The organism is Pseudomonas sp. PDM32 (genome assembly GCF_019219225.1).
GTDB lineage: Bacteria > Pseudomonadota > Gammaproteobacteria > Pseudomonadales > Pseudomonadaceae > Aquipseudomonas > Aquipseudomonas laurylsulfatiphila.
The window spans coordinates 38,667-61,863 of record NZ_JAHUWE010000018.1 but is presented as its reverse complement, the minus strand read 5'-3'; the positions used below and the strand labels follow the sequence as shown (position 1 = coordinate 61,863).

The window sequence follows — 23,197 nt, the reverse complement described above, 5'->3', positions numbered from 1 at the left end:
CGCAGGCTGCGATCTTTTGACCTTCGAAGATCAAAAGATCGCAGCCTGCGGCAGCTCCTACACAGGTCATCAACATTCATGAAGTCGGCTAAATGACCCAAGCACTCATCGAACTGTCCGACCTGGGCTTCAGCTGGCCCGGTCACCCGCCACTGCTGGACATCCCGGCGTTTCGCCTGGAGCGCGGTGAAACCCTGTTCCTCAAAGGCCCCAGCGGCAGTGGCAAGACCACCCTGCTCGGTCTGCTCGGCGGCGTGCAAAAGCCCGATCGCGGCAGCATTCGCCTGCTCGGCCAGGAGCTGACGCAACTGTCGGCCGGTGCCCGCGACCACTTCCGCGTCGATCACACCGGCTACATCTTCCAGCAGTTCAACCTGCTGCCGTTTCTGTCGGTGCGTGAAAACGTCGAACTGCCCTGCCACTTCTCGAAGCTGCGTGCCGAACGGGCGAAACAGCGTCACGGCAGCGTCGACAAAGCGGCCGCGACGCTGCTCGCTCACTTGGGTCTGAAGGATGCAAACATCCTCGGTCGCCGCGCCGATTCGTTGTCCATCGGCCAGCAGCAACGGGTCGCCGCCGCCCGTGCACTGATCGGTCAACCGGAACTGGTGATCGCCGACGAGCCGACCTCGGCCCTCGATTACGATGCCCGTGAGAATTTCATTCGCCTGTTGTTCGCCGAGTGCCGCGAAGCTGGCTCGAGCCTGTTGTTCGTCAGCCACGACCAGAGCCTGGCGCCGCTGTTCGATCACAACCTGTCGCTGGCCGAACTCAATCGCGCCGCCACCCCGTCCGAGGTCTGAGATGTATCTGTTTCGTCTAGCCATGGCCAGCCTGGCTAACCGCCGCTTCACCGCGATCCTCACGGCGTTCGCCATTGCCTTGTCGGTGTGCCTGCTGCTGGCCGTGGAGCGCGTGCGCACCGAAGCCAAGGCCAGTTTCGCCAGCACCATCAGCGGTACCGACCTGATCGTCGGCGCCCGCTCCGGCTCGGTGAACCTGTTGCTGTACTCGGTGTTCCGCATCGGCAACGCCACCAACAACATCCGCTGGGACAGCTTCGAGCACTTCGCCAGCAACCCGAAAGTGAAATGGGCGATCCCGATGTCCCTCGGCGATTCCCATCGCGGCTATCGGGTGATGGGCACCACCGAAGCCTACTTCGAGCATTACCAGTACGGTCGCCAGCAACACCTGGAGCTGGCCGATGGCCGGGCGTTTGCGACCGACCCGTTCGAAGTGGTGCTCGGTGCCGAAGTGGCCGAGGCACTGCACTACAAACTCGGGGACAAGCTGGTGCTGGCCCACGGCGTGGCGGCGATCAGCCTGGTCAAGCACGACGACAAGCCGTTCACCGTGGTCGGCATTCTCAAACGCACCGGCACGCCGGTGGACCGCACGCTGCACATCAGCCTTGGCGGTATGGAAGCGATTCACATCGACTGGCATAACGGCGTGCCGGCCCGGGGCGAGGGTCGTATCACCGCCGATCAGGCGCGCAACATGGACCTCACGCCGCAAGCGATCACCGCGTTCATGCTGGGCCTGAACAACAAGATTTCGACCTTTGCCCTGCAACGGGAAATCAATGAATTTCGTGGTGAGCCAATGCTGGCGATCCTGCCGGGCGTGGCGCTGCAGGAGCTGTGGAGCCTGATGGGCACCGCGGAAAAAGCCTTGTTCGTGGTCTCGCTGTTTGTGGTGCTGACCGGGTTGATCGGCATGCTCACGGCGATTCTCACCAGCCTCAACGAACGCCGCCGGGAAATGGCGATCCTGCGTTCGGTGGGTGCGCGACCGTGGCACATCGCGACGCTGCTGGTGCTCGAAGCCTTTGCCCTGGCGCTGTCGGGCGTGATCGCCGGCGTGGCGTTGCTGTATGTGTGCATCGCCGCGGCCCAGGGTTATGTGCAGGCCAACTACGGTCTGTATCTGCCGCTATCGTGGCCAAGCGAGTATGAATGGACGTTGCTCGGTGGCATCCTGATCGCCGCGTTGCTGATGGGCAGTGTGCCGGCCTGGCGCGCCTATCGCCAATCCCTGGCCGATGGCCTGTCGATCCGTTTATGAGGACGTTGAACATGCCCCGCGCAGTACTTGCGCTGTTGATGCTGGTCGCCCTGCCCCTGTGGGCAGCCCAGCCGCGAGATTTGACCTGGTCGGAGATGATTCCACCGGACGCGCCGAAAGAAGTGCCGAACATGACGCCCCTGCATGACCTGTCGCAGATGAGCAATGCGCTGTCGGCCGAGTCAGCGCCGGCGGCCAAGCAAGACTTGCCCAACGCACCGGTGGTCAAGACCCTCGATGGCCAGAGCATTCGTCTGCCGGGCTACATCGTGCCGCTGGAAGTGAGCGAGGAAGGACGCACCACGGAGTTTCTGCTGGTGCCCTATTTCGGCGCCTGCATCCACGTACCGCCACCGCCGTCGAACCAGATCGTGCACGTCAAGAGCGAAGTCGGCGTGAAGCTCGACGAGTTGTATCAGCCGTACTGGATCGAGGGCGCATTGCAGGTCAAGGCGTCCACCAGCGAACTGGCGGATGCCGGGTATCAGATGGAGGCGGACAAGATTTATCTGTATGAATTGCCGGAGTGAAGCCGGTCGTTTTGTGTGATTAGAAATGCCGCTTTCGCGAGCAAGCCCGCTCCCACACTGGAATGCGTTCCCCCTGTGGGAGCGGGCTTGCTCGCGAAGGCGGCATCAAAAACACCACAAAAATCACGCCCTTCCCACTTTCATTGAGCTGCATCAAAAGACCGAATCGTTAGGCGCCTTACCATTGGACATCGAATATTTTTAACGTCCTCTGGAGCCCCCATGAACAAGTCCTTGCTCAGCGCTTCGCTGGTTGCCCTTGCGCTCGCAGCCCCGCTCGCCAATGCTTTCGAAGCCGGTGACATTATCCTCCGTGCCGGCGCCATCACCGTCGACCCGGAAGCCGACAGTTCCAGCGTCAAGGTTGATCAAGGCCCGCTGGCGGGTGCCGACCTGGGTGGCAAAGCGACTCTGAGCAGCGACACACAGCTTGGTCTGAACTTCGCCTACATGCTCACAAACCACCTCGGTATCGAGCTGCTCGCGGCAACCCCCTTCGAACATGATGTGAAAATCAAGGGCACCGCGCTGGCCCCTGCCAATGGCAAGCTTGGTAGCATCAAACAGCTGCCGCCAACCTTGAGCCTGGTGTATTACCCGCTGGATCCCAAGTCGGCGTTCCAACCGTACATCGGCGGAGGCATCAACTACACCTATATCTACGACGAACATGTCGGCAGCCGAGCCCAGTCCGCCGGTTTCAGCAATTTCAAGGCGGATAACTCATGGGGTCTGGCCTGGCAGGTCGGTGCCGACTACATGCTGACCGACAACGTGATGATTAACGCCCAGGTGCGCTACATCGACATCGATACCACCGCCACTGTGGAAAACAACGCCATTGCACCGGGCACCCGGGCCAAGGTCGATGTGGATGTGGATCCGTTCGTCTACATGATCGGTCTGGGCTACAAGTTCTAAGTAACGTTCACGTGGTGGTGGATGAGGCCGTGGCGAGCAGACTCAATACTGATGACGACCATAACGGAGTCGATCTGGAGCAAGCTCCCTCGCCATAGAAGTTACACACGCTGTAAGTAAATTCCGGCCGTGAAAAAGGCGCCTGTCAAAAGGCGCCTTTTTCATGTCTGCGAGGAAATCGATCTATCGCCCCAGCAACCGCGCCAGCCCCACACGCATCGGTGTCTGCTCCGTGGTAGTGAAGCGCTCCAGCAGACGCCGGTTGTTCGCCCGGGAATGACGGATGTCACCGGAGCGCGCCGGGCCATAGCTTACCGGCGGCAGCTGGCCGACCACAGCTTCAAGCGCTTCGAGCATCTGCTTGAGGGTCGTCGCCTGGTTCCAGCCCACGTTGACCGCACCCACTTCGGCCCGGGGCTTTTCGATGGCCTGCACCAGCAAGTCGACCAGGTCTTCGACGTAGACGAAATCCCGGGTCTGCTCGCCATCGCCGAACACGGTGATCGGCAAGCCCTTCAGTGCTCGCTCGCTGAAAATGCTGATCACCCCGGAGTACGGCGAGGACGGATCCTGGCGCGGGCCGAAGATGTTGAAGAAGCGGAAAATCACCGGCTCCAGCCCATGCTGACGACGGTAGAAATCGAAGTAATGCTCGCTGGCCAATTTGTCCACAGCATACGGAGTCAGCGGCGCCTTCGGGGTGTCTTCGTCGATCGACTCGCCCTCGCCATTGTTGCCATACACCGCCGCGCTGGAGGCGAACAGCACGCGTTTGACCCCGGCCTGGCGCATGGCTTCGCAGACGTTCAGCGTGCCGATGAAGTTGCTCTGGTGCGTACGCACCGGATCGTCCACCGAGGCCTGCACCGACGCCACGGCGGCCAGGTGCGCCACGGCGCTGCAACCGGCCATTGCCTGGGCGACCAAAGCCGCATCGGCCACGTCGCCGACGATCAGTTCGACCTTGGGATTATCCAGCGGCAGATTACTGCGCTTGCCGGTGGACAGGTCATCGAGAATCCGCACCGCATGGCCCTTGGCGAGCAGGGCGTCAGTCAGGTGCGAACCAATGAAACCGGCACCACCGGTGATCAAAACGGGGCCGTCAGCCATGGCGATAGAACCTGTCCAGTAGACCGGGAAGCGCCGCACGCCAGGCGCGAGGCTTGATCCCGAAGGTGTGCAGAATTTTTTTGCAGGCCAATACCGCGTGTTGCGGCTCTTCCGCAGCATCCGGACGCGCGGCGTGGGCCTGGGCGGTCGGGGCTTCGATGGCCAGTGGATGCAGGCTGCGGGCTTCGGTCAGAATCGCCTGCCCCAGCGCCAGCGGCGTGGTCGCCTCATGCCCGGCGTAGTGGTAGGTGCCCCACAGCGGCGCTGCGCAATCGAGTTGCTTGAGCACTGAAATGATCACCCGGGCGGCATCGTCGACCGGCGTCGGATTGCCGCGCCGGTCGTCGGCCATCAGCAGTTCTTCGGGTTGTTCGGCACGGGCGAGGAAACGGCCAAGGGCACCATCCGGGCTGTCGTCCAGCAGCCAGCCGAAACGCAGCAGCACGTGTTGCGGGCAAGTGGCGCGAACGCTTTGCTCGATCCGCCACAACGCCTGCCCCCGCAAGCCCAAGGGCACGGGTTCGTCTTTTTCGCTATAGGCCGTTGCGCGGGAACCGTCGAACACACGATAGCTGGAAGGTTGCAGCAGAACGATGTTGTGGTGCTGGCACAGTTCCGCCAGACGCTCGATCGCGCGCTCCTGGCCGGCCAGACGCTGTTCGCTGACCGCTTCGGCCTGAAACCAGTCGAAGTAGTAGGCAAGGTTGATCAATGCATCGGGACGGGTGTCGTCGAGCAGTTGCGTCAGGCTCGCGGCATCCCAGCCGTCTTGCGGCGGGCGGGGGGCGAGGAAACCGATGTCTTCCTCCGCACCGAGGCGAATCAGCGCCTGCCCAAGGGCATTTCCGCCGCCCAGTAACATAAGGCGCATTCGCATAGAGTCAGCAGGCCCAGTCTGATTGGAACGATGGCTATATCGACATCGCCCCCAGGCGATGTCGTTGGTAATTGCCGGAATCGTTGCATTTTGCGGGTTTAGTGCGCAACCGTCATCCGTAAAGTGTAGATGTCCGGGATTTGTGGTGCTGCAACTGGCCCCCTCGCCACAGGTTTACCGGCCAGCCAGCGAGACTTGCATCTTGCGCCCCCCACCCGCATAACTTGCTGCATGAACCTGCCCATCCCCGCAGACAGCGCCCTGAGCGGCTTCCACCCCGCCGTCAGTGCCTGGTTCAGCCACACGTTCGCAGCGGTCACCGCCGCCCAGGCTCGGGCGTGGCCGTTGATCCGCCAGCGCCGCTCGACCCTGGTCGCCGCGCCCACCGGCTCCGGCAAGACCCTCACCGCATTTCTCGCGGTCATCGACGACCTGGTGCACCGCGGCCTGGAAAGCCCCGAAGGCTTGCCCGACGCAACGCTGGTGGTCTACGTCTCGCCGCTCAAGGCGCTGTCCAACGACATCCGGATCAACCTGCAAACCCCGTTGGCCGGCATTACCGAACAATTGCGTGTGATGGGCCTGCCCGAACTGCAGATCAGCACCGCCGTGCGCACTGGCGATACACCGCAAAAAGACCGCTCGGCGATGCGCAAGACGGCGCCGCACATTCTGGTGACCACACCGGAATCCCTGTACGTGCTGCTCGGTTCCGACTCCGGTCGGCAGATGCTCGGCACCACACAAACGGTGATCATCGACGAAATCCATGCCATGGCCGCCAGCAAGCGCGGCAGCCATCTGGCCCTGAGCCTTGAACGCCTGCAGGCACTCTGCCCCGAACCGCTGCTGCGCATCGGTCTGTCGGCCACGCAAAAACCCATCGAAGCAGTATCGCGTTTTCTGGTCGGTCGCGACCGCCCGTGCGAGATCGTCGACATCGGCCACGCCCGCCCCCGCGACCTGGACATCGAAGTGCCGCCCGTGCCGCTGTCGGCCGTGATGGCCAACGATGTCTGGGAACTGGTTTACGACCGCCTCGCCGCCCTCGCCCGGGAACACCGGACCACGCTGATTTTCGTCAACACCCGGCGCTTGGCCGAACGCCTGAGCCGCCATCTGAGCGAACGCCTGGGCAAGGACTCTGTAGCGGCCCACCACGGCAGCCTGGCCAAGGAGTTTCGCCTGGACGCCGAGCAGCGACTCAAGCGCGGCGACCTGCAAGTGCTGATCGCCACGGCATCGCTGGAACTGGGGATCGACATCGGCGACGTCGACCTGGTGTGCCAGATCGCCTCGCCGCGTTCGATTGCCGGGTTTCTGCAACGGGTCGGCCGCTCCGGGCACCAGGTCGGCGGCACGCCCAAGGGCCGCTTGTTCGCCACCACCCGCGACGACCTGATCGAATGCGCCGCGTTGCTCGACTGCGTGCGCCGGGGTGAACTCGACACCTTGTTGATCCCGCAAGCGCCGCTGGATGTGCTGGCACAGCAGATCATCGCCGAGGTCAGTTGCCAGGAGTGGCCGGAGCAAGCGCTGCTAGAGATGCTGCGCCGTGCCTCGCCCTACGCCGGACTCGACGACAAACACTATCAGGCGCTGCTGCACATGCTCGCCGAGGGCTACAACGGGCGTCAGGGCATCCGCAGCGCCTACCTGCACCGCGACGCCGTGAGCCGCACCCTGCGCGGTCGCCGTGGCGCAAAACTGACCGCAGTGACCAGTGGCGGGACCATTCCGGACAACGCCGATTACGCCGTGCTGCTGGAGCCTCAAGGGCTGAACATCGGCACCATCAACGAAGACTTCGCGGTGGAAAGCATCGCCGGGGATATCTTCCAGCTGGGCAATACCTCCTATCGAATCCTGCGCGTGGAAACCGGCAAGGTGCGGGTCGAGGATGCCCAGGGTCAACCGCCGACCATTCCGTTCTGGCTCGGTGAAGCGCCGGGGCGCAGCGCCGAATTGTCCTCGGCGGTGGCGCGCTTGCAGGCAAAACTCGACGACCTGTTGGGTACCGAACCAGGCAACTTGCAGCCAGCGCTCGACTGGCTGACCAATACCCTGGGCCTGAACCTCGCCAGCGCCGAACAACTGGTGGACTACCTGGCCCGCGCACGACAGACGCTGGGTGCCCTGCCCTCGCAAGACACGCTGCTGATGGAGCGTTTTTTCGACGAGTCCGGCGGCACCCAGCTGGTCATTCATACGTCGTTCGGCAGCCGCATCAACCGCGCCTGGGGCCTGGCCCTGCGCAAGCGTTTCTGTCGCACCTTCAACTTCGAACTGCAGGCCGCCGCCAGCGAAGACGCCATCGTGCTGTCGCTGTCCACCAGCCACAGTTTTGAACTGGACGATGTCTGGCGCTACCTGCACAGCAACAGCGCCGAGCACATCCTGATCCAGGCCGTGCTCGACGCGCCGCTGTTCGGTGTGCGCTGGCGCTGGAATGCCGGCGTGGCCCTGGCGCTGCCGCGCTACAGCGGCGGGCGCAAAGTCCCGCCGCAGATCCAGCGGATGAAAAGCGAAGACCTGATCGCCAGCGTGTTTCCCGATCAGATTGCCTGCGTGGAAAACCTCGCCGGCGAACGGGAGATTCCCGACCATCCGCTGGTTGAACAGACCCTCGACGATTGCCTGCACGAAGCCATGGACACTGAAGGCTGGCTGGCCTTGTTGCGACGCATGGAACGCGGTGACATTCGTCTGATCAGCCGCGACTTGCCAGCGCCCTCGCCGCTGGCGGCGGAGATCCTCAGCGCCCGCCCCTACACCTTTCTCGACGATGCACCGCTGGAAGAACGCCGCACCCAAGCGGTACTTAATCGGCGCTGGAGCGATCCGCAATCCACCGACGACCTCGGTGCACTGGACGCCGAGGCGATTGCCGCAGTGCGCGACGAAGCCTGGCCCGCGCCCTCCAGTATCGATGAAATGCACGAGGCCTTGATGAGCCTGGCGTGCATCACCAATGCCGAGGCCGGCGCCAATCCACAATGGCTCGACTGGCTCAAGACCCTGGCCGACAGCGGACGCGTGAGTCATTTGCAGATCAATGCCGGGCAATCGCTGTGGCTGGCGCTGGAGCGCCTGAATTGCCTGCGGGCGATTTATCCACAGGCCGAATTGACGCCACCGCTGCAAGCGCTGCCGGACTTCGATGAAAGCTGGGCACCCGACGAAGCCGTCCTCGAACTGATCCGCGCAAGGCTCAGCGCCTTCGGCCCGCTTGCGCTCGAGCGCATTGCCGAACCACTCGGCATGCCCGCAGCACAAGTGACCCGGACCCTGGCGCAACTGGAACGCGAAGGCTACGTGTTGCGCGGTCGCTTCACCCCGGGCATCGCCGAAGAAGAATGGTGCGAGCGGCATTTGCTGGCGCGAATTCACCGCTATACGGTCAAGCGCCTGCGCCGGGAAATCGAACCGGTGGCGTTGCAGGATTTCATGCGATTCCTGTTCGATTGGCAGCATGTGTCGACTGCAAGCCAGGGCCAGGGCGCTGCGGTGTTGCCAACCATCGTCGGGCAATTCGAAGGCTACCCCGCCGCCGCTTCCGCCTGGGACAGCGACATTCTGCCCGCACGGATCAAGGACTACTCAGCGACCTGGCTGGATGAGTTGTGCCGCAGCGGCAGACTGGTGTGGACGCGCCTGACTGCGCACAACAAAAACACCGGCACCGCATTGCGCAGCACACCGATTGTCTTGCTGCCGCGCAACCGTGTCGGCCTCTGGAGCGGCTTGACCGAACAGACACCGGTGAGCGAACTGTCGCCGAAAACACAAAAGGTCCACGCCGCCCTCAGCCAGCACGGCGCGTTGTTTTTCGATGAGCTGATCCATGAGGCGCACTTGTTGCGTTCGGAGCTGGAAATCGCCCTGCAGGAACTGGTGGGCGCGGGGCTGGTGAACGCCGACAGCTTTGCCGGGTTGCGCGCCCTGATCACCCCGGCCAGCAAGCGCCAGCCGCGCAACAGTCGGCGTGGACGCGGCGCATTCATTGGTGGCATGGACGACGCCGGGCGCTGGGCCTTGTTGCGACGCGCGCCAACGGCCCCTGTGGTGGAAAACCAGCGTCCTATGCCGACGCCGGCCGATACCCTGGAACACATCGCCATGACCTTGCTGCGTCGTTACGGCGTGGTGTTCTGGCGCTTGCTGGAACGTGAGGCGGACTGGCTGCCGAGCTGGCGCGAACTGCTGCGCACCTTCCATCGCCTGGAGGCACGCGGCGAGATTCGTGGGGGACGGTTTGTCAGCGGCCTGGCGGGCGAGCAATTCGCCCTGCCCGAGGCGATTCCATTGCTGCGGGAGGTGCGACGTCGGCCCCATGACGGCAGCCTGGTCGCAGTGTGCGGAGTTGATCCGCTGAACCTCGCCGGCACACTATTACCTGGTGCGAAAGTCCCGGCACTGGCGAGCAATCGGCTGGTGTATCGCGATGGTTTGCCGGTTGCTGCCGAGATTGCCGGCAAGCAACAGTTTTGGGGGGAGCGGGATCAGCAGGCGAGTGCCGAGGTGCGCAGCAAGCTGATCCGGCATTGAGGTTGTCTCTACCGGCCCCTTCGCGGGCAAGCCCGCTCCCACAGGGGGATTTGTGAACGACACAGTTCAACTGTGGGAGCGGGCTTGCTCGCGAAGGGGCCATCACAGCCAACAAAGAACCTCAGGACAAAACCTTCTACTGAGACCGCGGCCGATCCGGCATCAACACCGCCGCATGCTCCGGCTCAGCCTCTGGTGGCGCTTCGACCGGATGCCTCGGCACCAGCGCCTGCTGTGGATAAGTCTGCGCGAAGTTCACCCACGGGCAGTTATCCACAAGCTTTTTCAATCGCTGGTTAAAGGCTCGGCTCACCGCATATTGGCCACCACTCACCGTGCGAAATTGCGCGGTCAGCACCACCCCGTTGAGGTCCATCCTGTCGACGCCAAACACATCCAGCGGCCCTTGCAGGTTGTAGCGCAGGAACGGGTCGTTGCTGATGGAGTGCCCGGCCTCGCGGATCAGTTCGATGGCCTTGTCGACGTCGGTGTCGTAGGTGAATTGCACCGAAAAAAACGCATAGGCGAATTGCCGCGACTGGTTGGTCACGGCCTTGATCTGCCCGAACGGTACCGAGTGCACGAAACCCTTGCCGTCGCGCAGGCGCAAGGTGCGGATGGTCAGGCCTTCGACCGTGCCGGCATGCCCGGAATCAAGCACCACCCAATCACCGATGGACAGGGTGTCCTCGATGATGATGAACAGCCCGGTGATCACATCCTGCACCAGTTGCTGGGAGCCGAAACCGATTGCCAGGCCGATGACCCCGGCACCGGCCAGGAATGGCGCGACGTTGATCCCCAGATTGGCCATGGTGGTGATCGCGCAGATCACCACCAGGATGATTTTGATCGCGTTGCGCAGCAATGGCAGGATGGTTTTCACCCGCGTACTCGGCTGGCGTACCGAGCGCTTGTTGGTCGGCGGTTTCAGGGCCTCCTGAATCGCCGTGTCGAGCACCACCCAGACCATCCAGGTCACCAGCAGGATCAAACCGATGTGGCTCAGTGAATCACTGATCGCCCGGCCCACGGCATTGCTCACCGCGAACTCGAACAGCGACACGCCCCAGATCCGCCCGAGGATATCGATGAACACGATGGCCATGCCGATGCGCAGCAAGGCGTGGGACAAGTTGAGAAAACGCTCCTTGTAGGCGCTGCTGCGGCGCAGGTCCGCTTCGCTGCGCGCCTTGAACAGATGGTGCAGCGTAGTGCTGAGAAACACCGTGGCGATCAGCAATACCGTGGTGAACAAGGCGCTGCGCAGCACCCTCTGGTTGTCCGCGCCAACGCCGATCAGGTTGATGATCGAGACCAGCACCATCAACAGGATCGGCCAATACCAGAGCCCGGAAAATATCCGCAGGGTCTCACGCAATGCCGGCTGACTTTGGCGCTGGACCAGCGGCAGGATGCGGATCACCTGAGCGACCGGGCGGCGCGTGCGGATCACCAGCAAGCCGAAGGAAATCGATGCCGCCAAGCCAGTGAAAACGGCGATGCTGCTGGTGAGATTGCTGCCCAGTTGATGGGCGATTTGCGGACTGGTCAGGGCATCGCTCAAGGCCACCAGAAAACCGATGCCGAACAATGGCCGGGCACTCTTCTCGCGGAGAATCTGCACCGCCCGGCGCTTGTGGCCGGCATTGAACACCACCACCAGCGACAGCACCAAGGACGCGGAAAATATCCCCGCGCTTGTGGCATAAGCCAGGCACAACGCAAGCGCCCGACCGGCGGATATCGGCAAAAACTGGCTGGCATAAATCGTCAGGGGCAGGCTGGCCACCGCCGGAAGGGTATAGGGCAATACATAACCGAGCAGGGCTTGGCCGCGTTCGCGGCTGAGCAACAGGCGATGTTCGCACAGGCGTTTGGCCAACAATCGCCCCAGCAGCCAAAGAGAGGCAAACACGGCGGCCCACACGCAGGTCAGTATCAGGAAGTCACCGGTGACGCCCCAGGGCGAGCGGGCCGAAGGCTGATTGACCAACTGATCCACCTCGTCGGCCGCGCGGTCGGCACGCAAGCGCCAGGCGTCCACGAGGTTTTCGTTGAGATCGAGTTTGGCCTGGACCTCGTCGATGCTTGAACTGATGGCCCCCAGTAATCCGCCTTGCACGAGCGGTTCGGGGTGCGCCGGCGGCGTCGCAGCGGTCGCGGCGGCCGGCAGCCCCGGTATCGCGGCGGCTTCCAGTTGCTCGCTGCCCACAAACAGCAACGCCCTCAGCAGTATCGCGGTCTTGAGCCTGATCAAAACACCCGCTCCTTTGGCTGTGTCGGTAAGGAACTGATCGAAAAATGCCGGGCAAGTTCGGGCATTGCTAGTGGATAGCAGGACAGCGACGCCATTTGTGGCGAGGGGGCTTGTCGGATCGCCGCATCGCCCCGTTGGGGTGCGAAGCGCCCCCAAAACCTACAGTTCCGATTCATCTGAAGCACCGCATACTAAGGATTTACGACTGCTGCGCAGCCGAGCGGGGGCGAGCCCCCTCGCCACAAGTATGCACCCGCCTTCGCGATATTTGATCTGTACGCAAATATCAAATGCTCGTCCCTGTATTTTTCTGCACAACCTCAACCCCGACACTGCGCTCCATCGAATCATCTTCCGGAGTTGCAGCCATGCCCATTGCCTTGCTCGCGCTGACCCTCAGCGCCTTTGCCATCGGGACGACAGAGTTCGTCATCGTTGGCCTGTTACCCACTATTGGCACCGACCTCGGCGTCAGTCTGCCATCCGCCGGCCTGTTGGTCAGCCTGTATGCCCTTGGCGTCGCCGTCGGCGCCCCGGTGCTGACCGCCCTCACCGGCAAGGTTCCGCGCAAGTTGCTGCTGTTGTCGCTGATGGTGCTGTTCACCCTCGGCAACCTGCTGGCATGGCAAGCGCCGGGCTACGAGTCGCTGATCCTCGCACGGATCGTCACCGGCCTGGCACACGGGGTGTTTTTCTCGATCGGTTCGACCATCGCCACCAGTCTAGTGCCGAAGGAAAAAGCCGCCAGCGCGATTGCCATCATGTTCACCGGCCTGACCGTAGCACTGGTCACTGGCGTGCCGCTGGGAACCTTCATCGGCCAGCATTTCGGCTGGCGTGAAACCTTCCTCGCCGTTTCGACCCTGGGCGTCATCGCCTTCATCGGCAGCCTGATCTACGTGCCGAAAAATATCCCCCACAGCAAGCCCGCGTCGTTCTTGCAGCAATTGCAGGTGCTCAAGCAACCCCGCCTGTTGCTGGTGTATGCGATGACGGCCATCGGCTACGGCGGCACGTTCACCGCCTTTACTTTCCTCGCGCCAATACTTCAGGACCTCTCCGGCTTCAGCGCCAGCGCCGTCAGCCTGGTGTTGCTGGTCTACGGCATCTCCGTGGCCGTGGGCAACATCTGGGGCGGCAAACTGGCGGACAAACGCGGTCCGATCAGCGCCCTGAAAATCATTTTTGCCCTGCTCGCCGCCGTGTTGTTCGCGCTGACCTTCACGGCCGGCAATCCCTGGCTGGCGCTGGCCACCGTTCTGGTCTGGGGTGCCGTCGCATTCGGCAACGTACCGGGATTACAGGTGTACGTGGTGCGCCAGGCCGAACATCACACGCCTCATGCCGTGGACGTGGCATCCGGCCTGAACATCGCCGCGTTCAACCTCGGCATTGCCGGTGGCGCCTGGGGCGGTGGCCTGATCGTCGCCCACATGGGGTTGATCCACACCGCGTGGATCGGTGGCCTGGTGGTGCTGGTGGCGCTGGCATTGACGGCGTGGAGTGGACGTCTTGATCGCCTTGGCCCGGTGTATGCCGAGCCGGCCGACGGTTCTGCCCGCATAATCGCGGGCCACTGATAAACCCTGTGGGAGCGAGCTTGCTCGCGATGGAGGAGTGTCAGTCGACATCATTGGCGTCCGACACACCGCCATCGCGAGCAGGCTCGCTCCCACATTGAATCTGTTGTGATCTGATAACTGTGTACCGTCCGTAGCCCCATCGAAACTTTCGCCGCCGCCCCAGAGTCATCCAAAAACAGGGGCCGTCAGGCGGGAGGCGACATGACAGCGAATCACACCGATATTCCCGCACACGCAAATGCAAACGACATGCGGGTACAGGGTCCGTCCGTGACTTGTCGCTTCAAGGTGCTGACGGTCAACACCCATAAAGGTTTCACCGCGCTCAACCGGCGTTTCATCCTGCCGGAACTGCGTGAAGCGGTGCGCAGCGTATCTGCCGATGTGGTGTTTTTGCAGGAAGTCCACGGCACCCACGAGCACCACCCCAAGCGCTACACCAACTGGCCGGCGATGCCGCAATACGAGTTCCTCGCCGACACCCTGTGGCCGCAGTTCGCCTATGGTCGCAATGCGGTGTATCCGGCAGGTGATCACGGCAACGCGCTGTTGTCGAAATTCCAGATCATCCGCCACGACAATCTCGACGTGTCCATCAGCGGTCACGAAAACCGCGGGATCCTGCATTGTGTGTTGCGCCTGCCCGGCGACGGCCAGGAAGTACATGCCATTTGCGTGCACCTGGGGTTGCGCGAAAGTCACCGCACGGCGCAATTGAAGCTGCTCGCCCAGCGCCTGGACGCCCTACCCGCCGATGCCCCGGTGATCGTCGCCGGGGACTTCAACGACTGGCGTCAGCGCGCCGATGCGTTGCTCAAACCCTGCGGTCTGCGCGAAGCCTTCGCCGCACACCACGGCAAACCGGCGCGCAGTTTCCCCGCGCGCCTGCCGGCACTGCGCCTGGACCGCATCTACCTGCGCAACCTCAAGGCCAGCCATCCGCAAGTGCTGACCAGTCGCCCCTGGTCGCACCTTTCCGACCACGTCCCGCTGTCGGTGGAGATCGAGTTATGAGCAGCCAGTCGATGGAAAAAACCACGCTGGATCACATCCCCGCTCCACCGATCCGCGAGCCGACAGCGGTCGACGTCGAATACGGCTGGCAAGGTAGCAATCGCGTCGAGTTGCTGGAAAACGGCGAGGCGTATTTTCCCCGGGTATTTGACGCCCTGCGCCAGGCTCAACGTGAAATCCTGCTGGAAACCTTCATTCTGTTCGAGGACAAGGTTGGCAATGAACTGCAACAGATCCTGATCGAAGCCGCTCAACGCGGCGTGCGCACTACCGTCAGCCTCGACGGCTTTGGCTGTGGCGAACTGAGTACCGGGTTCCTCTCCGCCCTGACCGCGGCCGGTGTGCACCTGCAAATGTTCGATCCTGCGCCGAAACGCCTGGGCATCCGTACCAACTGGTTCCGGCGCCTGCACCGCAAGATAGTGGTAGTGGACGGCAGCATTGCCTTCATCGGCGGGATCAACTTTTCTGCCGATCACCTTGCCGACTTCGGCCCCGAGGCCAAGCAGGACTATTCCGTGGAGGTGCAAGGCCCGGCAGTGGCTGACATCCATCACTTCGCTCTGCTGCAATGCGGTCGCCCGGCGCACGCCAAATACTGGTGGCAACGCCGTCGGCAGCGACGTTCGGAACTGGCCTTCAGCGATCACGATGGCCAGGTACGTCTGGTGTACCGTGACAACGGCGAACACCCGAGCGACATTGAAGAGGTTTACCGCCAGGTGTTGCGCCAGGCCAAGCGTCGGGTGGTGATCGCCAATGCCTACTTCTTTCCCGGTTTCCGCCTGCTGCGCGATATCCGCAACGCGGCCCGCCGGGGTGTGGATGTGCGGCTGATCCTGCAAGGGCAACCGGACATGCTGGTGGCCAAACTCGCCGCACGCATGACCTACGATTACCTGCTCAGGTCCGGAGTGAAGATCTACGAATATTGCGACCGCCCGCTGCATGGCAAGGTCGCATTGGTGGATGAAGACTGGAGCACCGTCGGCTCCAGCAACCTCGACCCGTTGAGCCTGTCGATGAATCTGGAAGCCAACGTGCTGATCCGCGACCGTGGCTTCAATCGAGTTCTGTTCGATCGCCTGGAAGACCTCAGCGACAACCATTGCAAGGCCATGTCTCACGACATCGCGCCGCGCGGGCGTGTCTGGCACATGACCATAGGTTTTCTGGTGTTTCACTTCCTGCGGCATTTCCCGGCTTGGGCCGGTTGGTTGCCGGCGCACAAACCTCGCCTGAAACCCATCCCCCCTCCGACCGGGAGCGCTGACCATGAACCGCGCTGAGCCTCACATGGCAACTGACGCCAAAAGCCCGGGCAAGTCGCACTGGAGCCGCTGGAAACGACCGCTGACGATGCTGTTTTTCCTGATGCTGATCGTGTTGTTCACGATGCTCGCCCAGCGCCTGGAGTGGAGCGAAGTGTTCGATAACCTGGCCGATTTCAAGGTGCGCACGCTGATCATTGCGTCGGGGCTGACCCTGGTGAGCTTTCTGGTATACGCCTGCTTCGACCTGATCGGCCGCACCTACATACGCCAGAACCTGACCTGGAAACAGATTCTGCCCGTGGGGATCATCAGCTACGCCTTCAACCTGAACCTGAGCGCCTGGGTCGGCGGCATCGCCATGCGCTACCGGTTGTATTCGCGGCTCGGGGTCAGCAAGAGCAACATCGCGAAAATCCTTGGCCTGAGCTTGGCAACCAACTGGTTCGGCTACATGGTCATTGCCGGCGCTGTGTTCAGCAGCGGGCTGGTGCGCATGCCGCCGGGCTGGAAGCTCAGCAGCAGTGCGCTGCAAGGCGTAGGGGTCTTGTTGTTGCTGCTGAGCGCCGGCTACCTGGCGGCATGCCGCTTTGCCAAACGTCGGGAGTGGGCGATTCGCGGCATCGAAATCGACCTCCCGTCCTTGCGCATGGCAGTGCTGCAACTGGCCCTCGGTGCGCTGAACTGGTCGCTGATGGCCGCGGTGATCTTCACCTTGCTGCCGAGCAAACTGGACTATCCACTGGTACTGGGCGTGCTGTTGATCAGCGCCATCGCCGGGGTCATCACCCACATCCCGGCTGGGCTCGGCGTGCTCGAGGCGGTGTTCGTGGCATTGCTGCAACACGAGGTGTCGCGGGGCAGCCTGGTGGCCGGGCTGCTGGCCTATCGAGCGATTTACTTCATCCTGCCGCTATTGATTGCCCTGGTGATGTACTTGTTGGTGGAGGCCAAGGCCAAGGCGTTACGAATCTCAAGGAAACCCAAGTGATCTTTGGTGTCTGCTAGTCCGCCATCGCGGGCAAGCCCGCTCCCACTGGGTCTGCTGGTGGATGCAGATTTTATGTACACCCTCGATCCCTGTGGGAGCGGGCTTGCCCGCGATGAGGCCCGCAAGAACACCCCGATATCAGGATGATTGAATAATGCTCAACCGCTCCCCGACCACCATCTCGGTAATCCAGTCGACAAGGATCGAGGTATAGGCCTGCTGGGAAACCGGGTCGCTCAAGGCGTGGTCGGCACCGTCGATGATGCGGTGGGTCATTGAGTGCGTCTGCTGGCAGGCCGCCCGGTAGCTCATGATCGTCGCGTGGGGCACGTAGTCGTCGGTCTCGGACTGCACCAGCAGTACATCCCCGCGAAATTGCGAGCAGGCATGCAAGGCCCGGTTGCTGTCGGCACGCACCAGGGTGCCTCGGTAATCACGCAGATCCAGCTTGTCCAGGTCGCGTTTCGGCGTGTGCCATTGTTCGTCGCGGTACAGCGCCGGCACCCGCAGCGCCAGCCAGCGCACCGGCCGCAGCGAAGTCAGAATCGAGGCCAGATATCCCCCATAACTGGTGCCAACCACGGCAATCGCCGAAGTATCGAGGGCCGGGTGCGCGAGCAAGCGGTCATAGGCTGCCAGCAGGTCGCGCAGATTGTCTTCGCGAGTCACCCGGGACAATGGAATGCCAGTGCCGCCGGTGTGCCCGCGCAGGTCGAAGGTCAGGCATACACACCCCAAACCGGCGATACCTTTGGCGCGCTCCAGGTCCCGCTCCTGACTGCCACCCCAACCGTGCACAAAAAGTACGCCGGGCACTTTCGATTTGGGACTCAGAAAAGTCCCGCTCATCTGTTCGTTATCGATGTCGATCTGAATGGATTCGCTTCTAGCCGTCATAGGATTTAACCGTCACGTACTTGAGAAGAAAGTCACTGCTTTGCGCCGGCCCGCGATACACCTCGATGGCATCTGCCGGCAGCGGCTGATCGATGTAGGTTTCCACCGAAGACACACGAATCGCGCGCATCCCCGGATCGTTGACGAAACTCTGCAAGGCCGCCACCTCGGCACTGCTGGCACCGCCCATGCGCCAGGATTGTTCGAGCACGCCGCTGCGCTGTTTGCCGCCGCTATCGATGCCCTGAGCGATGTCGTAGTTGCGCCGTGACGCATAGAAACGCGGATAGGCTTCATCCGCGGCGCTGTCGAACACCTGCGCCTGCTGGATAGCCATGCGCACGTCATCGGCCAGGTCCAGCTTCAGTAAATCGTCATAGCTGCCCTGCACCACCAACAGGTTCGAGCCGCCATACACCTCCTCGCCCTCGGCGTCCTTGGTCAAGTATTGATCGCCGCAGTAACTCAGCACCTTGTCGCCGATGAAACTCTGGCCGACGCTGTGGGTAATCACCTGATCAAGGTCCTGTTCCAGCACCACGCCTTCGGTGAAGGTCGCGTCAGCCTCGGGCCTGGCCAGAATTTCATCGAACTCGTCGAGGCTCTGGATCACTTCCTGACCACGTCCGGCGCAAGCGTGTATCGGCTTCAGGCGGATCGGCCCGGTGTACAACAGGTGTTCCGCCGCCGGGCGAGCATCCTTCAGGCTGAACACGCTGAGACCGTCGAGTACTACGCTGCGTACCCGCTGGGAAAACAAAGGAGCCCAGCCTGGCGGAGCGTGGGCATGGTGGTTGAGCAGGCCATGACTGATGGCTTTGGTGCAGATGAAATCATGGTCGACATAACCACCCCACAAATCCTCCGGTCCCTTGACCCCCAGTTGCCGGGCAGCCTCAGCGCCCACCAGAGTCTGGGTCGGCAACAGGTAGAGGGCGCGACCTTCGTGTAATTGCGGATCGTAACTGCCGCCGTACTTGAGCCCCAATATCCGCGCTAGCCAGCGCGCCAGCGCACGGTTGGTCTCGACTTCGTGCAGCGGCGCGTCGGCGCGTACCGAATGGGCAACCACCAGTTTCTTGCGGTTTGTTGGGGTCATGCATCCCCCTTCAATCGAAGCTTGATGAATGTAGTTGAAGGGGGTGCAGGGATCAGGCCAAGGCGCAGTGCAGCGAAACGGTTTTCAAATCAGCAGGTTGTGGCGCAAGTGATGGCATGAGGCCTGTTTTATTCTGCACGATGCTCTTTGATATGCCGGCATTTTGCACGACTCAATACTGGCACAGAACCCATGTGGGAGCGGGCTTGCTCGTGAAGGCAGAGTGTCATTCACCGCAAATGTTGACTGAAAGTCCGCATTCGCGAGCAAGCCCGCTCCCACATGGGGATTTGTGGTGATAGGCCTACCGCGCTACTGCCCCAGGCGTCACCCCAAACCGCATCCGATAATCACTCGGCGCCAGCCCGGTGATTTTCTTGAATGTCGCGCGAAACGCTCCTGGGTCCTGATAACCCACGGTCCAGGCGATATGGTCGATGGTGCCGTTGGTGAATTCGAGCAGTTCCCGGGCCTTGCCGACTCGCAGATGCTGACAGTATTCGGTGGGTTTAAGCCCGGTGGCCGAGCGGAAGCGTCGCAGAAAGGTGCGCTCTTCCAGCCCTGCCTTTTCGGCCATCGCCGTCAGCGATACCTCGGTCGCCCCGGTGCTTTGCAACCAGTGCTGCACCTTGAGGATCGCCGCGTCGCCGTGACTGAGGATCGGCGCAAAATTGCTGCCGCACTCGCTGGCGCTATCGCTGTGTTCCACCACCAGAAAACGCGCGGTACTGGTGGCAATGCTCGGCCCCAGCAGCCGGTTGACCAGGCGCAAACCCAGTTCAGACCACGCCATCAGTCCGGCGGTGGTGATCAGGTCGCCGTCATCGACAATCGGCGTATCGGCCTTCAGCCGTATCGCCGGATAACGTTGGGCAAAGGTCTTGGCCGAAGTCCAGTGTGTGGTGGCGCTGCGACCGTCGAGCAGACCGCTTTCAGCCAACAGGATCGAGCCCACGCAAACCCCGCCCAGTGTCGCGCCGCTGGCATGTTGCTCGCGCAACCAGCGGATCAAGCCCTGTGGCGCCTGGCCCTCGGAAAAACCGGCAATCGATGGCGGGATCAACACGGCCACCAAGGCACGCTGCGAGCCGGGAAGGCTGTCGAAGACCCGGACCGGCGGCTGATCACCCTCGACCTGCCAATGGCTGACCCGCAGCAGCGGCAACTGTGCAGACTGATGTTCAGCAGCGATCCGGTTCGCCACCCCGAACAAGTCCGTCAAGCCATGCACCGCCGCCATCTGCGCGCCGGGATAGATCAGCACACCAAGTTCGGCAATTGCCCTTTCTGCGTCCATTGTCAGTTTTACCCCTCTTATTGTCGGTGCGGCCAATCCCCGGACCGCCTGCCAGCGCCAATACTTCATTCCACACCAAACACACTTCGAGGAAACAGTCATGGCCGAGCAAGCGCTCATCGTAGTCGATATCCAGAACGACTACTTCCCCCAAGGCAAGTGGCCACTGGTCGGCGCCGATGCCGCCGCCGACAACGCCGTCCGCCTGATCAAGGCCTTCCGTGATGCAGGTGATCCGGTGGTGCACATCCGCCACGAATTCACCTCCGCAGAGGCGCCGTTCTTCGCCCCGAACTCCGAAGGCGCTAAGCTGCACCCCAAAGTGATCAACCGCGCCGACGAACCGGTGGTGCTCAAGCACTTCGTCAACTCGTTCCGCGAAACCGAGCTGAAATCGATCCTCGACGAGCAAGGCATCAAGGAACTGGTGATCGTGGGCAGCATGAGCCACATGTGCGTCGACGGCATCACCCGTGCGGCGGCGGACTTCGGCTACACGGTGACCGTGATCCACGACGCCTGCGCCACCCGTGACCTGGAATTCAATGGCGTGTCGGTCCCGGCGGCCCAGGTTCATGCGGCGTTCATGGCGGCCCTGGCGTTTGCCTATGCCAGCGTAGTGTCGGCCGACGAGTTCCTCGCGGCCTGAGCCTCCGACCAAATTTCACCGCCCATAAAAAACCCGCACTTCAGACCGAAGTGCGGGTTTTGTTTTGTCAGCTTACTGCTTGCAGCTTGAGGCTTGCAGCTGCTTTAGAACGGAATATCGTCATCAAAGCTGTCGAAATCCGGAGCCGGTTGCGGAGCGGCCTGTTGAGGGGCCGGACGCTGTGGCTGCTGTTGCGGTGCTGGACGTTGAGCCTGCTGACGCGGAGCGGATTGCTGGTAGTTGTTACCACCGCCCTGGCCCTGCTGGTCGCCCTGTGGACGGCCGCCCAGCAGTTGCATGGTGCCTTGCATGTCTACCACGATTTCGGTGGTGTAACGCTTGATACCGTCTTTTTCCCACTCGCGGGTCTGCAGCTTGCCTTCGATGTACACCTGCGAACCTTTACGCAGGTATTCGCCGGCGATTTCTGCAACCTTGCCGAACATCGATACACGGTGCCATTCGGTCTTTTCGACTTTCTGACCGGTTTGCTTGTCGGTCCACTGTTCGCTGGTCGCCAGACTCAGGTTGGTCACGGCGTTACCGTTAGGCAAGTAGCGAACTTCGGGATCCTGGCCGCAAGTGCCGACCAATATGACTTTGTTAACCCCACGGGCCATAACGTTCTCCTAGGCTACGCACGCTGCCCCGGCCGGGTTGTTCACCAGGCGCTCAAGGGTGGTGCGATCCAATAGTTCGGTGTCCAGTTTGATGTAAATCGCCGCCTCTTCCGCGACGATGACTGCATCTGTTACCCCTACGACCGCCTTCAGGCGCTCGACCAGACCCGCTTCGCGGATCGCCTCGGGCGACAACGGCAAGCGCAGGCTTGTGACGTAGGGAGGTTCGCGCATGGTAACAGCAAAGGCCAGCCAGAGGGCAGCGAGAGCGGCGCATCCGAGGAACACAACCGACAGACCGCCATGCTGGAACAGCCAGCCACCGAGAATTCCCCCCAGTGCCGAGCCGAGGAACTGGCTGGTGGAATAAACCCCCATCGCCGTGCCCTTGCCGCCTGCCGGTGAAACCTTGCTGATCAGCGACGGCAATGAAGCCTCCAGCAGATTGAATGCGGTGAAGAACACCACCGTACCGATCACCAGAGACCGCAAGCTGTCGCCGAACTGCCAGAAGAATAGCTCAGTGAGCATCAACGTCACGACGGCGCCGAGTAAAACTCGTTTCATTTTGCGTTTCTTCTCGCCGTAGATAATGAACGGGATCATGGCGAAGAAAGAAATCAGCAGCGCGGTCAGGTACACCCACCAGTGCTGCTCTTTGGGCAACCCGGCTTTCTCGACCAGCGCCAGGGGCAAGGCGACGAAGCTGGACATCAACATCGCGTGCAAGACAAAAATGCCCAGGTCCAGGCGCAGCAGGTCGGGATGCTTGAGGGTCGGCATCAATGCCTGGCGCGCGACACCGGACTCACGGTGCTGCAACGGGCCGGTGGAGCGCGGCACCATGAACATCACGATCACGATGCCGAACAGCGCCATGCCGCCGGTGGCCAGGAACAACCCGGACAACCCGAAGGCGCGGGTCAGCAGCGGGCCGACGACCATGGCCACCGCAAACGACAGGCCGATGGTCATGCCGATCATGGCCATGGCCTTGGTCCTGTGCTGCTCGCGGGTCAGGTCGGACAGCAAGGCCATGACCGCAGCGGAAATCGCCCCGGCACCCTGCAGGATTCGCCCGGCGATCACGCCCCAGATCGAATCGGCATTGGCGGCCAGCAGGCTGCCGAGGGCAAAGACGATCAAGCCCAGGTAAATCACCGGGCGACGGCCGATGCGGTCGGAAATGAAACCGAACGGAATCTGGAAGACCGCCTGGGTCAAGCCATAAGCGCCAATCGCCAGACCGATCAGGGCCGGTGTGGCGCCGGCCAGATCCATTCCATAGGTCGCCAGTACCGGCAACACCATGAACATGCCAAGCATACGGAAGGCGAACACCAGGGCCAGACCGCTTGCCGCGCGGGTCTCGCTACCACTCATGCGCTCGCTGTGGGGATCGTGCATGGAAAAACCTCATGTGAACCGGCGGCGATTCTACCAGTCCCATCGATTGG

At 62.2% G+C, this 23,197-nt stretch carries 18 protein-coding genes; 10 read left to right on the top strand and 8 right to left on the bottom strand.

Annotation, left to right across the window (positions count from 1 at the left end):
• Nucleotides 1–92 precede the first annotated feature (92 nt).
• The 4 genes from KW846_RS27780 to KW846_RS27765 all read left to right on the top strand — a co-directional run bounded on the left by KW846_RS27780 (nucleotide 93) and on the right by KW846_RS27765 (nucleotide 3,521).
• A complete protein-coding gene (locus KW846_RS27780) occupies nucleotides 93–803 on the top strand; it encodes an ABC transporter ATP-binding protein (RefSeq protein ID WP_007970153.1) in 711 nt (236 codons plus the stop codon).
• 1 nt (nucleotide 804) lies between these two features.
• Complete coding sequence (locus KW846_RS27775; protein WP_218486210.1) at nucleotides 805–2,070, top strand: ABC transporter permease; 1,266 nt, start codon at nucleotides 805–807, stop codon at nucleotides 2,068–2,070.
• A gap of 11 nt (nucleotides 2,071–2,081) precedes the next feature.
• Nucleotides 2,082–2,600 carry a DUF3299 domain-containing protein gene (locus KW846_RS27770; protein ID WP_218486209.1) on the top strand — a complete coding sequence of 173 codons (519 nt, stop codon included), beginning with the start codon at nucleotides 2,082–2,084 and terminating at the stop codon, nucleotides 2,598–2,600.
• Nucleotides 2,601–2,822: 222 nt separating this feature from the next.
• The gene (locus KW846_RS27765; protein WP_126047801.1) at nucleotides 2,823–3,521 is read left to right on the top strand and encodes an OmpW family protein; all 699 of its coding nucleotides are present in this window, start codon (nucleotides 2,823–2,825) and stop codon (nucleotides 3,519–3,521) included.
• Between the two features lie 183 nt (nucleotides 3,522–3,704).
• Here KW846_RS27765 and KW846_RS27760 read toward each other — a convergent pair whose 3' ends face one another.
• Nucleotides 3,705–4,634: an NAD-dependent epimerase/dehydratase family protein gene (locus KW846_RS27760; protein WP_218486208.1), complete on the bottom strand. Its 930-nt coding sequence runs from the start codon at nucleotides 4,632–4,634 to the stop codon at nucleotides 3,705–3,707.
• On the bottom strand, nucleotides 4,627–5,511 hold the full coding sequence (locus KW846_RS27755; RefSeq protein WP_007970144.1) for a sugar nucleotide-binding protein: 885 nt from the start codon (nucleotides 5,509–5,511) through the stop codon (nucleotides 4,627–4,629). Before KW846_RS27755 ends, KW846_RS27760 begins: the two co-directional genes overlap by 8 nt.
• A 231-nt stretch (nucleotides 5,512–5,742) precedes the next feature.
• Here KW846_RS27755 and KW846_RS27750 point away from each other — a divergent pair, with 231 nt between their 5' ends.
• Nucleotides 5,743–10,059 carry a DNA glycosylase AlkZ-like family protein gene (locus KW846_RS27750; RefSeq protein WP_218486207.1) on the top strand — a complete coding sequence of 1,439 codons (4,317 nt, stop codon included), beginning with the start codon at nucleotides 5,743–5,745 and terminating at the stop codon, nucleotides 10,057–10,059.
• A gap of 136 nt (nucleotides 10,060–10,195) precedes the next feature.
• On the opposite strand, the gene KW846_RS27745 is transcribed toward KW846_RS27750, so the two are convergent.
• Entirely contained in the window at nucleotides 10,196–12,319 is a 2,124-nt protein-coding gene (locus KW846_RS27745; RefSeq protein ID WP_218486206.1) for a mechanosensitive ion channel family protein, read from the bottom strand.
• A 368-nt stretch (nucleotides 12,320–12,687) separates the two neighbouring features.
• Here KW846_RS27745 and KW846_RS27740 point away from each other — a divergent pair, with 368 nt between their 5' ends.
• The 4 genes from KW846_RS27740 to KW846_RS27725 all read left to right on the top strand — a co-directional run bounded on the left by KW846_RS27740 (nucleotide 12,688) and on the right by KW846_RS27725 (nucleotide 17,178).
• Nucleotides 12,688–13,899 carry an MFS transporter gene (locus KW846_RS27740; RefSeq protein ID WP_218486205.1) on the top strand — a complete coding sequence of 404 codons (1,212 nt, stop codon included), beginning with the start codon at nucleotides 12,688–12,690 and terminating at the stop codon, nucleotides 13,897–13,899.
• A 252-nt stretch (nucleotides 13,900–14,151) separates the two neighbouring features.
• Nucleotides 14,152–14,916: an endonuclease/exonuclease/phosphatase family protein gene (locus KW846_RS27735; protein ID WP_256356889.1), complete on the top strand. Its 765-nt coding sequence runs from the start codon at nucleotides 14,152–14,154 to the stop codon at nucleotides 14,914–14,916.
• On the top strand, nucleotides 14,913–16,205 hold the full coding sequence (gene clsB, locus KW846_RS27730) for a cardiolipin synthase ClsB (protein WP_218486203.1): 1,293 nt from the start codon (nucleotides 14,913–14,915) through the stop codon (nucleotides 16,203–16,205). Before KW846_RS27735 ends, clsB begins: the two co-directional genes overlap by 4 nt.
• Nucleotides 16,192–17,178, top strand: a complete 987-nt coding sequence (locus KW846_RS27725; protein ID WP_218486202.1) for a lysylphosphatidylglycerol synthase domain-containing protein — start codon at nucleotides 16,192–16,194, stop codon at nucleotides 17,176–17,178. Before clsB ends, KW846_RS27725 begins: the two co-directional genes overlap by 14 nt.
• A 138-nt stretch (nucleotides 17,179–17,316) precedes the next feature.
• On the opposite strand, the gene KW846_RS27720 is transcribed toward KW846_RS27725, so the two are convergent.
• The 3 genes from KW846_RS27720 to KW846_RS27710 all read right to left on the bottom strand — a co-directional run bounded on the left by KW846_RS27720 (nucleotide 17,317) and on the right by KW846_RS27710 (nucleotide 20,471).
• On the bottom strand, nucleotides 17,317–18,075 hold the full coding sequence (locus KW846_RS27720) for a S9 family peptidase (protein ID WP_218486201.1): 759 nt from the start codon (nucleotides 18,073–18,075) through the stop codon (nucleotides 17,317–17,319).
• Nucleotides 18,065–19,174: a DUF3182 family protein gene (locus KW846_RS27715; RefSeq protein ID WP_218486200.1), complete on the bottom strand. Its 1,110-nt coding sequence runs from the start codon at nucleotides 19,172–19,174 to the stop codon at nucleotides 18,065–18,067. The genes KW846_RS27720 and KW846_RS27715 overlap by 11 nt, the downstream gene beginning before the upstream one ends.
• Before the next feature lie 304 nt (nucleotides 19,175–19,478).
• A complete protein-coding gene (locus tag KW846_RS27710) occupies nucleotides 19,479–20,471 on the bottom strand; it encodes a GlxA family transcriptional regulator (RefSeq protein ID WP_218486199.1) in 993 nt (330 codons plus the stop codon).
• A gap of 100 nt (nucleotides 20,472–20,571) precedes the next feature.
• On the opposite strand from KW846_RS27710, the gene KW846_RS27705 reads away from it, so the two are divergent.
• Nucleotides 20,572–21,120 (top strand): cysteine hydrolase family protein, encoded by a 549-nt coding sequence (locus tag KW846_RS27705; RefSeq protein WP_218486198.1) that lies wholly within the window; start codon nucleotides 20,572–20,574, stop codon nucleotides 21,118–21,120.
• A gap of 104 nt (nucleotides 21,121–21,224) precedes the next feature.
• On the opposite strand, the gene KW846_RS27700 is transcribed toward KW846_RS27705, so the two are convergent.
• Together KW846_RS27700 and KW846_RS27695 are read right to left on the bottom strand one after the other, a co-directional pair.
• Nucleotides 21,225–21,740, bottom strand: coding sequence for a single-stranded DNA-binding protein (locus KW846_RS27700; protein ID WP_057400623.1), 516 nt, complete (start codon nucleotides 21,738–21,740; stop codon nucleotides 21,225–21,227).
• Between the two features lie 9 nt (nucleotides 21,741–21,749).
• Complete coding sequence (locus KW846_RS27695) at nucleotides 21,750–23,147, bottom strand: MFS transporter (protein WP_116582919.1); 1,398 nt, start codon at nucleotides 23,145–23,147, stop codon at nucleotides 21,750–21,752.
• Nucleotides 23,148–23,197 lie beyond the last annotated feature (50 nt).

What these genes read in the sequence shown, in the direction of transcription:
- KW846_RS27780 (WP_007970153.1), top strand. Translation starts at nt 93, where the DNA reads ATGACCCAAGCACTCATCGAACTGTCCGACCTGGGCTTCAGCTGGCCC.
- KW846_RS27775 (WP_218486210.1), top strand. Translation starts at nt 805, where the DNA reads ATGTATCTGTTTCGTCTAGCCATGGCCAGCCTGGCTAACCGCCGCTTC.
- KW846_RS27770 (WP_218486209.1), top strand. Translation starts at nt 2,082, where the DNA reads ATGCCCCGCGCAGTACTTGCGCTGTTGATGCTGGTCGCCCTGCCCCTG.
- KW846_RS27765 (WP_126047801.1), top strand. Translation starts at nt 2,823, where the DNA reads ATGAACAAGTCCTTGCTCAGCGCTTCGCTGGTTGCCCTTGCGCTCGCA.
- KW846_RS27760 (WP_218486208.1), bottom strand. Translation starts at nt 4,634, where the DNA reads ATGGCTGACGGCCCCGTTTTGATCACCGGTGGTGCCGGTTTCATTGGT.
- KW846_RS27755 (WP_007970144.1), bottom strand. Translation starts at nt 5,511, where the DNA reads ATGCGAATGCGCCTTATGTTACTGGGCGGCGGAAATGCCCTTGGGCAG.
- KW846_RS27750 (WP_218486207.1), top strand. Translation starts at nt 5,743, where the DNA reads ATGAACCTGCCCATCCCCGCAGACAGCGCCCTGAGCGGCTTCCACCCC.
- KW846_RS27740 (WP_218486205.1), top strand. Translation starts at nt 12,688, where the DNA reads ATGCCCATTGCCTTGCTCGCGCTGACCCTCAGCGCCTTTGCCATCGGG.
- KW846_RS27735 (WP_256356889.1), top strand. Translation starts at nt 14,152, where the DNA reads ATGCGGGTACAGGGTCCGTCCGTGACTTGTCGCTTCAAGGTGCTGACG.
- clsB (WP_218486203.1), top strand. Translation starts at nt 14,913, where the DNA reads ATGAGCAGCCAGTCGATGGAAAAAACCACGCTGGATCACATCCCCGCT.
- KW846_RS27725 (WP_218486202.1), top strand. Translation starts at nt 16,192, where the DNA reads ATGAACCGCGCTGAGCCTCACATGGCAACTGACGCCAAAAGCCCGGGC.
- KW846_RS27720 (WP_218486201.1), bottom strand. Translation starts at nt 18,075, where the DNA reads ATGACGGCTAGAAGCGAATCCATTCAGATCGACATCGATAACGAACAG.
- KW846_RS27715 (WP_218486200.1), bottom strand. Translation starts at nt 19,174, where the DNA reads ATGACCCCAACAAACCGCAAGAAACTGGTGGTTGCCCATTCGGTACGC.
- KW846_RS27710 (WP_218486199.1), bottom strand. Translation starts at nt 20,471, where the DNA reads ATGGACGCAGAAAGGGCAATTGCCGAACTTGGTGTGCTGATCTATCCC.
- KW846_RS27705 (WP_218486198.1), top strand. Translation starts at nt 20,572, where the DNA reads ATGGCCGAGCAAGCGCTCATCGTAGTCGATATCCAGAACGACTACTTC.
- KW846_RS27700 (WP_057400623.1), bottom strand. Translation starts at nt 21,740, where the DNA reads ATGGCCCGTGGGGTTAACAAAGTCATATTGGTCGGCACTTGCGGCCAG.
- KW846_RS27695 (WP_116582919.1), bottom strand. Translation starts at nt 23,147, where the DNA reads ATGCACGATCCCCACAGCGAGCGCATGAGTGGTAGCGAGACCCGCGCG.